The organism is Rhizobium sp. AC44/96 (assembly GCF_001692185.1).
In the GTDB taxonomy this organism is placed as follows: domain Bacteria; phylum Pseudomonadota; class Alphaproteobacteria; order Rhizobiales; family Rhizobiaceae; genus Rhizobium.
The window spans coordinates 79749-91824 of record NZ_LXKO01000007.1; the positions used below are offsets into that span (position 1 = coordinate 79749).

13 protein-coding genes are annotated in these 12076 nt (G+C 61.3%); 11 read left to right on the top strand and 2 right to left on the bottom strand.

Features of this window, described 5'->3' with window-relative positions; translation table 11 throughout:
• Positions 1 to 9 precede the first annotated feature (9 nt).
• The 6 genes from A6U87_RS08795 (at position 10) to map (ending at position 4731) form a co-directional block, all read left to right on the top strand.
• On the top strand, positions 10 to 384 hold the full coding sequence (locus tag A6U87_RS08795; RefSeq protein WP_065690881.1) for a YciI family protein: 375 nt from the start codon (positions 10 to 12) through the stop codon (positions 382 to 384).
• Positions 381 to 1640, top strand: a complete 1260-nt coding sequence (locus A6U87_RS08800) for an RNA polymerase sigma factor (RefSeq protein WP_065690882.1) — start codon at positions 381 to 383, stop codon at positions 1638 to 1640. Before A6U87_RS08795 ends, A6U87_RS08800 begins: the two co-directional genes overlap by 4 nt.
• A gap of 101 nt (positions 1641 to 1741) precedes the next feature.
• On the top strand, positions 1742 to 2209 hold the full coding sequence (locus A6U87_RS08805) for an SRPBCC family protein (protein ID WP_065690883.1): 468 nt from the start codon (positions 1742 to 1744) through the stop codon (positions 2207 to 2209).
• Between the two features lie 30 nt (positions 2210 to 2239).
• Entirely contained in the window at positions 2240 to 2656 is a 417-nt protein-coding gene (locus tag A6U87_RS08810; protein WP_065690884.1) for a DoxX family protein, read from the top strand.
• A gap of 153 nt (positions 2657 to 2809) precedes the next feature.
• Complete coding sequence (locus A6U87_RS08815) at positions 2810 to 3871, top strand: LLM class flavin-dependent oxidoreductase (RefSeq protein WP_065690952.1); 1062 nt, start codon at positions 2810 to 2812, stop codon at positions 3869 to 3871.
• A 101-nt stretch (positions 3872 to 3972) separates the two neighbouring features.
• Positions 3973 to 4731, top strand: a complete 759-nt coding sequence (map, locus tag A6U87_RS08820; RefSeq protein ID WP_065690953.1) for a type I methionyl aminopeptidase — start codon at positions 3973 to 3975, stop codon at positions 4729 to 4731.
• A gap of 49 nt (positions 4732 to 4780) precedes the next feature.
• Here the strand turns inward: map and A6U87_RS08825 are convergent, their stop codons facing one another.
• Entirely contained in the window at positions 4781 to 5350 is a 570-nt protein-coding gene (locus A6U87_RS08825; protein ID WP_065690885.1) for a PadR family transcriptional regulator, read from the bottom strand.
• A gap of 150 nt (positions 5351 to 5500) precedes the next feature.
• On the opposite strand from A6U87_RS08825, the gene A6U87_RS08830 reads away from it, so the two are divergent.
• Both A6U87_RS08830 and sbmA read left to right on the top strand, forming a co-directional pair.
• Positions 5501 to 6685 (top strand): YbfB/YjiJ family MFS transporter, encoded by a 1185-nt coding sequence (locus tag A6U87_RS08830; RefSeq protein WP_065690954.1) that lies wholly within the window; start codon positions 5501 to 5503, stop codon positions 6683 to 6685.
• A 122-nt stretch (positions 6686 to 6807) separates the two neighbouring features.
• On the top strand, positions 6808 to 8073 hold the full coding sequence (gene sbmA, locus A6U87_RS08835) for a peptide antibiotic transporter SbmA (protein WP_065690886.1): 1266 nt from the start codon (positions 6808 to 6810) through the stop codon (positions 8071 to 8073).
• An 80-nt stretch (positions 8074 to 8153) separates the two neighbouring features.
• Here the strand turns inward: sbmA and A6U87_RS08840 are convergent, their stop codons facing one another.
• Positions 8154 to 9149: a polysaccharide deacetylase gene (locus A6U87_RS08840; RefSeq protein ID WP_065690887.1), complete on the bottom strand. Its 996-nt coding sequence runs from the start codon at positions 9147 to 9149 to the stop codon at positions 8154 to 8156.
• A gap of 117 nt (positions 9150 to 9266) precedes the next feature.
• On the opposite strand from A6U87_RS08840, the gene A6U87_RS08845 reads away from it, so the two are divergent.
• The 3 genes from A6U87_RS08845 (at position 9267) to der (ending at position 12076) form a co-directional block, all read left to right on the top strand.
• Positions 9267 to 9851, top strand: coding sequence for an NnrU family protein (locus tag A6U87_RS08845; protein WP_065690888.1), 585 nt, complete (start codon positions 9267 to 9269; stop codon positions 9849 to 9851).
• A gap of 104 nt (positions 9852 to 9955) precedes the next feature.
• Positions 9956 to 10639 (top strand): tetratricopeptide repeat protein, encoded by a 684-nt coding sequence (locus A6U87_RS08850; RefSeq protein ID WP_065690889.1) that lies wholly within the window; start codon positions 9956 to 9958, stop codon positions 10637 to 10639.
• Positions 10640 to 10654: 15 nt separating this feature from the next.
• A complete protein-coding gene (gene der / locus A6U87_RS08855; RefSeq protein WP_065690890.1) occupies positions 10655 to 12076 on the top strand; it encodes a ribosome biogenesis GTPase Der in 1422 nt (473 codons plus the stop codon).

A 12076-nucleotide genomic window follows, 5' to 3' on the forward strand; every position in this document is an offset into this window, starting at 1 on the left:
GAGTATGAGATGCTTTATGCAATTCTTTGTTATGCCAATGAAGAGACGGTTTTCTCCTGGACCAAGGAGGAAGAGGACGCCGTGATGGCGAAGCTCTACGCGGTTCAGGAACCGATCGCCAGGGCCGGCAAGCTTGGACCGGTCGGGCGACTGATGCCGACGACGGCGGCGACGACCGTGCGCAAGGGCAAGGAAGAGCCTCTGGTGCTCGACGGTCCCTTCGCCGAAACGAAGGAAGCGCTTCTCGGCTTCTATGTGGTTGACTTCGACACGCTGGAGGAAGCCGTGGCCTTTTCCAAGGAGTTGTCGTCCGTCAACCCGGGTTCCACATCTTACGAAATTCGGCCTTTCTACGTGTTCCGGCCGGGAGAATCCTCGACATGACAGACATTGCCTGGATCGACGTGACGCTTGCTTCGGCCCGACCGAAGGCGCTTGGCGCGCTGCTCAGATACTTCCGCGATCTCGATATCGCGGAAGAGGCCTTCCAGGAGGCTTGCCTGCGCGCCATTCGCACCTGGCTCGACAAGGGGCCGCCGCGCGATCCTACGGCATGGCTGATCTTCGTTGGCCGCAACAGCGGCATCGATGCGGTGCGCAAACGCTCGAAGACGCAGGCGCTTCCCGACGAGGAGTTGATCTCCGACACCGGGGACGCCGAGAGCGATATCGCCGAGCGGCTAGACGATTCCAACTATCGCGACGATATCCTGCGGCTGCTGTTCATCTGCTGCCATCCCGACCTGCCCGCGACGCAGCAGATTGCTCTGGCGCTGCGCATCGTCTCGGGGCTTTCCGTGCAGCAGATCGCGCGGGCTTTTCTCGTCGGCGAAAGCGCCATGGAGCAGCGTATCACGCGAGCCAAGGCGCGCGTTGCCAAGGCCGGTGTGCCGTTCGAGACGCCGGATGCGGCGGAACGGGCAGAACGGCTGCAGATCGTCAGCACCATGGTCTATCTCGTCTTCAACGAAGGCTACAGTCAGGCAGATCCGGAGCGCGAGGCCTGTGCCTTCAGCGATGAGGCGATCCGTCTTGGCCGACTGCTTCTGCGAATTTTTCCTGCCGAACCCGAGATCATGGGATTGCTGGCGCTCATGCTGCTGCAGATCTCGCGGCGCGAGGCGCGTTTCAGCGCAGACAACGACATTGTCCTTCTGGAAGACCAGGATCGGTCGCGCTGGAACCGCGAGCTGATCAACGAGGCGCTGGCGCTGCTCGACAAGGCGATCCGCCACCGGCAGCCCGGCCCCTATCAGTTTCAGGCGGCGATCGCGGCGCTGCATTCGCGTGCCAAGCGTGCCGAGGACACAGACTGGGAAGAGATCGAGTTGCTTTATCGCGCTTTGGAGCGGATGCAGCCATCGCCGATCATCACGCTCAACCGAGCCGTGGCCGTATCGAAGCTGCGGGGGCCGGAAGAGGCGTTGATGCTGGTCGAGACGCTGCAAGAGAAGCTTGACGGCTATTTCTATTACCACGGCCTGCGCGGTGGCCTCCTCAAGCAGATCGGCCGGGTCCGCGAGGCAAGGGAGGCCTTCGATCGTGCCATTGCGCTGGCGCATTCGGCACCGGAAGCGGCTCACATCCGCATGCAGATCGATAGCCTGCAGCATATGCCGGCGCTTCCCCTCGCGAAATAAATCTTGCAGGAAATCTTGCTGCCTGTCGGGACAGCGACAGATCCAACGTCCTTGTAACAACCTGATGCAAAACGGGTTTCGTTCAAACGGAGAATTTGGAAATGACCGCTACTGCCGAACACGAATTGGTTCTCGTCCGCGAGTTTGATGCGCCGCGCGAAAAGATCTTCAAAGCCTGGACGGATCCGGAGCTGATGAAGGAGTGGTTTGTGCCACGGCCCTGGAGCATTGCCCGTGCCGAAATCGACCTTCGCCCCGGTGGCGCCAATCTCATCGTCATGCGCAGTCCGGAGGGACAGGAGTTTCCCAACCGCGGCGTCTATCTCGAGGTCGTCGAGAACGAGAAGCTGGTCTTCACCGACGCCTATACCAGTGCCTGGGTGCCATCGGAAAAGCCGTTCATGACGGCGACTGTGCTGCTCGAAGATCTCGACAACGGCCGTACCAAATACACGGCGACGGCTGCACACTGGACAGCCGAGGACAAGAAGACCCACGAGGAGATGGGTTTCCATGAAGGCTGGGGCAAATGCGCCGACCAGCTTGCCGAGCTGCTGACCCGGATGTGAATTCGGGAATCCGAACAAGGGGATATAGCCATGTCCGTAGTTGTTGATTCACATGCCGTGCAGCCGCGTTGGCAGACCGTGACGGGGAGCGTGATGAGCGGGCTCATCGTTGCTTTCCTCCTCTTCGACGGCGCGATCAAGCTTGTGCCGATCGCGCCGGTGACGGAAACGCTGACGGCACTCGGCTATTCCGCCGACCCGGCGCTTGCGCGTAGCCTCGGCATCATCACGCTCGCCTGCGCGCTGCTCTATGCGTTGCCGCGCACATCGGTGCTCGGCGCCATTCTCCTCACCGGTCTTCTCGGCGGGGCAATCGCGACGCATCTGCGCGTCGGCAGCCCGGTGTTTTCGCATCTGCTGTTCGGCGTCTATCTCGGCCTCATTGCCTGGGGCGGGCTTTATCTCCGATACGAAGCCGTTCGGAAGATGATTCCGTTCCGGCTCTGAAGTCCTTGAATTTGGAGTCGAATTCTGGTCGCGGCGCAGGTGTTGGACCTGCGCCGCCCATCAATATTCTCGAACAATTCGTTCTAGAATTTGTAATTGCACCTCGACTGCCCCATCCTTATCTCCAGACATGAATTCAACGGGATGCATGCCATGGAACTAGGCCTCTATACCTTTGCCGACGTGAACCCCAATCCAAGCCGGAGCAAGGGGGCGGAGGGGGCCGAACGACTGAAGCACCTGATCGAGGAGATCGAACTCGCCGATCAGGTCGGGCTCGATGTGTTCGGCCTGGGCGAGCATCACCGGCCGGATTATGCCGCTTCGGCGCCCGCGGTCGCACTGGCGGCTGCTGCCGTGAAGACGAAAAATATTCGGCTGACGAGCGCGGTGACGGTGCTCAGTTCCGATGACCCGGTGCGGGTTTTCCAGCAATATTCGACGCTCGACCTGCTTTCGAACGGTCGCGCGGAGCTCATGGCCGGGCGAGGCTCGTTCATCGAGTCCTTCCCGCTGTTCGGCTACAATCTTGAAGATTACGACCAGCTGTTCGAGGAGAAGCTCGATCTGCTGATGGCGCTGCGCGACAACGAGGTGGTCACGTGGTCCGGCGAGATGCGTGCGGCGATCAATGGGCGGGGTGTTTATCCGCGACCCCTGCAGGATCCGCTGCCGATATGGGTGGCGGTCGGCGGTACGCCGCAGTCGCTGGCGCGGGCAGGGGCGCTCGGGTTGCCGGTGGCGCTGGCGATTATCGGTGGTGAGCCGCGGCGGTTTGCGCCCTTGTTCGATCTTTATCGTGAGGCCGCCCGACGGGCGGAACAGGACGTTTCGAAGCTCAAGACCAGTATCAACGTCCACGGCTTCATCGCCGATACGACGGACGCGGCGGCCGATCAATTCTATGGTCCACAGGCCGAGGTGATGAACCGCATTGGCCGCGAACGCGGTTGGGGACCCACCAATCGCGTGCATTTCGACCTGTCGCGCGGTCCGAAGGGGGCGTTGTTTGTCGGCGATCCCGAACTGGTGGCGGAAAAGATCATCGCACATCACAGGCTGTTCAAGAACGACCGGTTCCTGTTGCAGATGGCGATCGGTCTGATGCCGCATGACCAGATCATGCGCGGTATCGAGCTCTATGGCACGAAAGTCGCGCCGATTGTCAGAAAGGCATTGACTGAAAGCGGCGAAGGCGCGAAAGCCACCGCCTAAGCACAAGCATGGCGCAAAAGGATGAGTTGGAATTCCCGCGACGTCATGCTCTCATTCTGACTGAGAGCCGGCCGACCGGCCCGCGGAGGCCGGACAGGTTCATGATTATCGAGAGTGAAGACGAACTCCTCAAGCTGAAGGAAATCGGCCGCATTTGTGCCAATACCTTGAAGGGGATGGCTGCTGCGCTCGAACCTGGTATCACCACGCTGGAGCTCGATCAGATCGGCCGCAAGATGCTTGAGGATGCCGGCGCACGCTCGGCGCCCGAGTTCTGCTACCAGTTTCCCGGCGCAACCTGCATCAGCGTCAACGAGGAAATCGCCCATGGTATTCCGGGCGCCCGCGTCATCCGGCCGGGTGACCTCGTCAATATCGACGTTTCGGCTGAAAAGGACGGGTTCTTTTCCGATACGGGGGCTTCCTTCAGTGTGCCGCCATCCAAGTCAAAGATCGATAAGCTCTGCCGGGATGGCAAGCGCGCGCTTTGGGTTGGTCTCAACCAGGTGAAGGCGGGTGAGCCGCTGGCCAAGATCGGCCAGGCCGTCGGCGCCTTTGCCGCCAAGAACCGCTACACGCTTGTCACAAACCTTGCGAGCCACGGTGTCGGGCGCTCGCTGCATGAGGAGCCCGGCGAGCTGTCGACCTGGCCGGATCCGTCTGAAAAGCGAATCATGAGCGATGGCCTTGTCTTTACTGTCGAGCCGTTCCTGTCGCTTGGTGCAACATGGGCCGAAGGCGGGGACGATGCCTGGACGCTCTATGGCGATCCGCAGGCGCCGACTGTACAATACGAGCATACCGTTGTCGCGACGCGCAACGGACCGCTGATCCTGACGCTGGCCGACGGCGAAGCGTAACGCCACGCCGTCAGGCTTTTATCTCCCCCGTTGCCGGCGGATGCGTATTTCAATCGCGCTGGCCGCCCTGCAGGATTTCCGCGGCTGCCCGCTCGAGAATGCCGGCGATCCGCTTGGCTTCCTCTTTTGACCAGGGGTGGCGCAGTCGCAGCGCCGACTTGAGCAGCATGCGGGCAGCCCCGACCTCGCTCCTGTCGTCGCCGAACCCTTCGTCGTCCTCGCGTTCCGGTCCTCGGCTTTCGGGATCGAATATGCGGCGTACATGCGCCATCTTGGCGCCGATCTTTTCCAGCTTTCCGAGCGTCATTTCGATCATCGAGCTGTTTTCCTCAACCAGTTTCCGGCCGCTTTCGGTGATGCGATAGAGTTTCTTGGCTCCCTCGCTCTCCACGTCGGCAAGGCCTGTTTCTTCCAGATATGTCAGTGCGGGATAGATGACGCCCGGGCTCGGCACATAGAAGCCTCCCGAACGCTCTTCCAAAAGCTTGATCAGCTCGTAGCCGTGGCGTGGCTGCTCGGAGAGCAGGGCCAGGATCACCAGTTGCAAATCGCCGGCCGCAAATTTCCGCCCCATGCGAAAACCGCCGCCACCCATCATTCCACCTCTAAAACCTCTCATAGGTCACTCCTTAGATGTATCTTTCACTATGTCGTAAAACATATATCGTAAGATAATGGCTTTCAAGAGCGCCGCGCACTTTTCTCAAATTGATCGACCCATTAGAAAATCTTGATTGCCGCCGGCATTGTGCAGCGCGATAAGCGAAGCATGTTGGCACGCAATGAGACTCTCCCCGCAAATCTGTTCCGCACGGGCCTCGCAGGCACCATTGCCATGGCCGCGGCCATGGGCTTCGGGCGCTTCTCCTACACGCCGATCCTGCCGGGCATGATGAGCGGCGTGCCGCTGTCGCCAGCGGATGCCGGTTTCGTCGCTTCTGCAAACTTCGTTGGCTACCTCGTCGGTGCCGTGCTGGCTGCCTATGGCTGGGCCTCCGGGCGCGAGCGCAAGGTGGCGCTTCTGGCGCTTGCGGCCACCGCCGCGCTGCTTGCGGCCATGGCGCTGACCAGTTCGGTCATGGTTTTCGCGGTCATCCGGTTTTTCGCCGGCGCTGCCAGCGCCTTCGCCATGATCTTCACCTCATCGATCGTGCTCAGCCATGCCGCGGCCGCTGGCAACGATCATGTCCAGGCGGCCCATTTCGGTGGACCGGGGGCGGGCATTGCGCTGTCGTCGGTCATGGTGATGCTGATCGGTCTTGGCTATCACGGCAGCCCCGACGCGTGGAGGGCTGACTGGATCGGTGGCGCGATCTATGCCGCCGTCAGTCTCGTGGCCGTGTGGTGGCTTTTGCCCGCAGGGCCTGTTGCTGCGGCGCAAGCGGGCAAGGAGCCGGCGATCGTCTGGAGCAAGCCGATGCTGCTCTTGACCGGGTCCTATGGATTGTTCGGTTTCGGCTACGTCATAACCGCGACCTTCCTCGTGACCATCGCGCGCATGGATGCTGCCGGCCAGACGGTTGAATTCCTCTGCTGGTTCATTGCGGGCGTAACGGCCGCGGTGGCGCTGTTCCTCTGGAAGCCGTTGGTGCGGCCGCTGGGATTGGGATGGGTCTATATCGCGGCACTGCTGGTCGAGGCGCTTGGCGTGCTTGCAACGGTGCTCCTGCCTCGGTCGGTTGCCCCTTTGATCGGCGGCGCACTCTTCGGCGCAACGTTCCTTGCGATCACCGCATACGGGCTGCAGATCGGCCGCAGGCTTTCGCCGGCCAGCCCGCGCCGGGCGTTTGCAATGATGACGGCGGCCTTCGGTATCGGCCAGATCGTCGGCCCCATCGTCGGCGGCTGGATGGCCGAGCGGACCGGGAGTTTCACGGCCCCGACCTATGTCGCTGCGGCGGCACTAGTCATCTGCGCGGTGCTCGTCCTGCCCGTGGTCAAGAAAGTATCCTAGTCGGTTACAATTGCGTAACAATGGGGTGAGCCCATTGCTGCTTTCCGCGAACTACCTTAGTTTTCGCCGCAGTTGGTCTGTTAGAGACTTCGAAGACTCCCGTACAGGAAAGCAACGTCTCCGTGTTCGTATCGTACTTCCCCAAGCCGAAACTTTTCTTCATCTCAGCTGTCGTCTGGTCGCTTCTGGCCGTTCTGCTCTGGTATCTGGGCGGCGCCAGCTTCGGCTCCGTCATCGGCTTGCCGCCGCTGGCCGAAGGGCAGGACGCGCCGATCGGCGTTTCCGTGTTCTGGTCGACGCCATTCCTGTGGTTCTACATCTACTACATCGTCGCGGTGGCGCTCTTTGCAGCCTTCTGGTTCACCTTCAGCCCGCATCGCTGGCAGATGTGGTCCGTGCTTGGTTCGGCGCTGATCATCTTCAATACGTATTTCTCGGTGCAGGTCAGCGTTGCCATCAATGCCTGGTACGGCCCGTTCTATGACCTGATCCAGCAGGCGCTTGCCAAGACCGCGCCGGTGACGGCAGCGCAGCTCTATCTTGGGATGCTCGGTTTTGCAGGCATCGCCTTCATCGCCATCACCGTCGGTGTGTTGAACCTGTTCTTCGTCAGCCACTGGATCTTCCGCTGGCGTACCGCGATGAACGAGTACTACATGGCGCATTGGCCGAAGCTCCGCCACATCGAAGGCGCATCGCAGCGTGTTCAGGAAGACACGATGCGTTTTTCCTCCACTGTGGAAAGCCTTGGTGTCAGCCTCGTCAGCTCGGTCATGACGCTGATCGCGTTCCTGCCGGTGCTCTTCAAGATCGGTGCCAACATCACGGAACTGCCGCTGATCGGCGAAGTGCCGCATGCGCTTGTTTGGGCCGCCCTGTTCTGGTCGATCTTCGGTACGGTTTTCCTCGGGCTTGTCGGTATCAAGCTGCCGGGCCTGGAATTCCGCAACCAGCGGGTAGAGGCGTCCTACCGCAAGGAACTTGTCTACGGCGAAGACCATGCTGACCGCGCGACGCCGCCGACAGTCGCGGAATTGTTCGCGAATGTCCGCCGCAACTACTTCCGCCTCTATTTCCATTACATGTACTTCAACGTCGCCCGCATCTTCTATCTGCAGGCGGACAACCTGTTCAGCCTGATCGTGCTCGTGCCCTCGATCGTCGCCGGCAAGCTGACGCTTGGCCTGCTGACGCAGATCAACAACGTCTTTGACCAGGTGCGTGGCTCGTTCCAGTATCTCGTCAATTCGTGGACAACGATCGTGGAACTGCTGTCGATCTACAAGCGCCTGCGTACCTTCGAGTCTGCAATCGAAGGCGAGCCGCTGCCTGATATCGACCAGCGCTATCTCGAGCGCGAGGCGGGTATCATCCACGCCGACGGCTAATTCAGCCTATGACCAAGAAAAACGCCGCTCATCTTTCCAGATGGGCGGCGTTTTCATTTGGGCGAATGTAACAGGCGGCTTCAGAGTCCGGAGGTCGATGCCGGCTGCAGCTTGCCGCGTGCCTTGATCAGAGGGATGGCTTCGGAATAGCTGACGCAGGCGACGTCCTGGCGGTGGCATACATCGCTCACCAGACGGTCGAGCGCGCGCCAGTAGGCGCCGCCGTTCATTTCCACGAAGTGGAAGCCGAGCTGGAGCGGGATGCGGTTGCCGGCATACTGCTTGTCGAAGGCCTCCTTGAAGGCGGCATAGGCGCGGTCTTCAAATTCCTTCGTGTCGGCCTTGTCTTCCTCGCCCTTGGAATGGCGGACGAAGAGGTTGTAGTCCATGCCGATAATCGGCTTCTCACGCGGGCCCTCGGGGATCAGCGGCAGGCCGAAGCGGATGATGCCGGCTTCTTCGACGGGCATGGCCGGGCCCTTGGTGACGAGGCTGGCGTCATAGGTAAAGCCCGCCTTCTTTTCCGCCGAGATCATGTCGGCGCCGGCCGTCGCGGAGAGATATGGCGCGCGAAAACCCTGGATGCCGTGGTCCACGAGATCCTGCCAGCCCTTCGGCTCTTCGAGATCGACGCCTTTCCAGGCGTTCTTGAGGGTGGCGTGGAAGGTCGCATACTCCTGCGACCAGTCGGCCTCGCTCCACTGGCGGCCGTCGAAGTGGCCGCATGCGTGGCTCGATATGTCATGGCCCTCGAGGTGGGCGTGCCAGATGTTGCCGAGCCGCTCGCGGATCTCGTCATCGCTCTGGGCAAAGCCGACATTCGACCGTCCCTGCTTCTGATGCGGGGCCTGGTAGACCTTCTTCGCGGCCTGGTTCATCAGGAACGTGCAGGAGAGGAAGTAGGTGAAGTGTGCGCCATTTTTGGCGGCCATCTCACGGCTTTTCTGCCAGAGCGCATTATCGTGCGCGCCGTCAAACGAGATCATCACCAGCTGTTTCGGCTGGTCGGCAGCGCCGGCTGCGGCCGGCATGAGCAGGGAGAGGGCGAGGGAGGCTTGGGCAAAGGGACGAAACATGGGCACCGCGACAATTTGTTTGCGGCTTTCCTGTTACAGAATTGCGGCGAAGCTGCGGTGCCGCTGGCGTTTTTTCCCGCCTGCCGTTAAGTCAGGTAACGCACAGGAGGCGCATCCATGACATTGCTGATCGTAGGCATCATACTTTTCCTCGGACTTCATCTGGTGCGGGTCTTCGCCCCTGGTTTTCGCCAATCCATGATCTCGACACTCGGGGCGAACGGCTGGAGGGCCACCTATTCGATCGTCAGCATTCTGGCGCTTGTGCTGCTGATCTATGGCTTCGGCCAGGCGCGGCAGGTTACCGGCGTGCTCTACACGCCGCCGGTGTGGATGGCGCATATCACCATTACCTTGATGCTGATTGCAGTTATCTGTCTGGTCGCCTCGCTGCTGCCGGCGGGGCATATCGCAGTCAGGACCAAGCATCCGATGGTACTGTCGGTGAAGATCTGGGCGTTCGCGCACCTGCTTGCCAACGGCGAGACGTCGTCTGTGCTGCTCTTTACAGCGTTCCTCGCTTGGGGCGTGATCCTGCGTATCTCGCTGAAACGACGCGAGCGTGCTGGCGAAATCACGCTTCGTCCATTCGTCTCGGCCAAGTATGATCTCTATGCCGTGATCATCGGCGTGATCGCCTGGACGCTCATCACTTTCAAGCTGCATGAACTCCTGATCGGCGTTTCCCCGCTCGTCATGTGACGAATCTTTCACATCCCCCTTACAACCGCCGCAAAATGGGGTAGAAGGCCCCACAATGTGCGTGCAACCCGCATGACTGGGTATATCCGCGGCCGGAGACGAGAATGGCATTCAACGACGACAGCTTCATTCGTGAGGTCAATGAGGAACTGCGTTCCGATCAGGTGAAGGGCGCGTGGCGCCGTTTCGGCCGCTATCTGATCGCGCTCGCCGTCCTGATCGTGCTCGGTACGATCGGCTTCAAGGTCTACGAATACTGGGACGACAATCAGTCTTCCGGCGCTGGCGACAAGTTCATTGCCGCCATGAAGCTTGCCGACGAGAACAAGAACGACGAGGCACTTGCCGCACTCGAGCAGCTGGAGAAGGACGGGCACGGCGCCTATCCGATCCTCGCCCGGCTGCGCGCTGCCTCGGTGCTGGCCCAGAAGGGTGACACCGCCGGTGCCGTTGCTGCCTTCGACGTGATCGGCAAGGACAACGCGGCACCCGCTGCCGTTCGCGATGCTGCCAAGATGCGTGCCGGCTGGCTGCTGATCGAAGGTGGTACCTACGAACAGGTATCCGCGCACGTCGAGGAAATGGCCGTTCCCACCAACGCATTTCGCCACTCCGCCCGTGAAGCACTCGGTCTTGCCGCCTACAAGGCCGGCAACATGACGCAGGCTCGCCAGTGGTACCAGGCGATCGTCGACGACGCGCAGAGCCCGCGCAATGTTGCCAATCGCGCCCAGATGATGCTTGATAACATCACTGCATCCGGCAAGGCGCCCGCCGCACAGGGCTGAGTGTAAGGAATTTCCATGAGTTTTACGGTTGCGATCGTTGGTCGCCCGAATGTCGGTAAGTCGACCCTTTTCAACCGCCTGGTTGGGAAGAAGCTGGCGCTTGTCGATGACACGCCCGGCGTAACCCGCGACCGCCGCCCCGGCGATGCGCGGCTCATGGGGCTGACCTTCACCATCATCGATACCGCCGGTCTCGAAAAGGCCGACGCCGAGAGCCTTCAGGGCCGCATGCGTGCCCAGACCGAAGCGGCGATCGACGAGGCAGACATCTCGCTGTTCGTGGTGGATGCCAAGTTCGGCCTGACGCCGGTCGACAAGGAACTGGCCGAGATGCTGCGCCGTCGCGGCAAGCCGGTCGTTCTCGTCGCCAACAAGTCGGAAGCCAAGGGCTCGGACGGCGGCTTCTATGACGCCTACACGCTCGGCCTCGGCGAGCCGGTGCCGATCTCGGCCGAACACGGGCAGGGCATGCTCGACCTGCGTGACGCCATCGTCGATGCAGTCGGCAAGGACCGCGCCTATGCCAAGGACGAGGAAGACGTTGCCGAGACGAACGTCGACCTTCCCGCCGAGATGGAAGAGGACGAGGACTACGAGCCCGAGTACGACGACACCAAGCCGCTTCGCGTCGCGATCATCGGTCGTCCGAATGCCGGCAAGTCGACGCTGATCAACCGCTTCCTCGGCGAGGACCGGCTGCTGACGGGACCAGAGGCCGGCATCACCCGCGACAGTATTTCCGTCGAGTGGGACTGGCGCGGCCGCACCATCAAGATGTTCGACACGGCCGGCATGCGCCGCAAGGCGCGCGTCACCGAAAAGCTCGAGAAGCTGTCGGTCGCCGATTCCCTGCGTTCGATCCGCTTCGCCGAGACCGTGGTGATCGTCTTCGATGCGACCATTCCGTTTGAGAAGCAGGACCTGCAGCTGGCGGATCTGGTTATCCGCGAGGGCCGTGCCGCCGTGCTCGCCTTCAACAAGTGGGACCTGATCGAGGATCCGCAGGCGGTGCTGGCTGATCTGCGCGAAAAGACCGAACGTCTGCTGCCGCAGGCGCGCGGCATCCGCGCCGTTCCTATATCAGGGCAGACTGGCCGCGGCCTCGACAAGCTGATGCAGTCGATCATCGACACCGACATGGTGTGGAACAAGCGCGTCTCGACCGCGAAGCTCAACCGCTGGCTCGATTCGATCACGACGCAGCATCCGCCACCGGCTGTTTCCGGGCGGCGCCTGAAGCTGAAGTACATGACCCAGGTCAAGGCCCGTCCACCGGCCTTCATGATCTCCTGCACCCGCGCCGATGCGCTGCCGGAATCTTACACGCGCTATCTGATCAACAGCCTGCGCACCGACTTCAACATGCCGGCCGTGCCGATCCGCATCCACTATCGTGCGTCGGAGAACCCGTACGAATCGAAAAAGCGCCGGACGTAG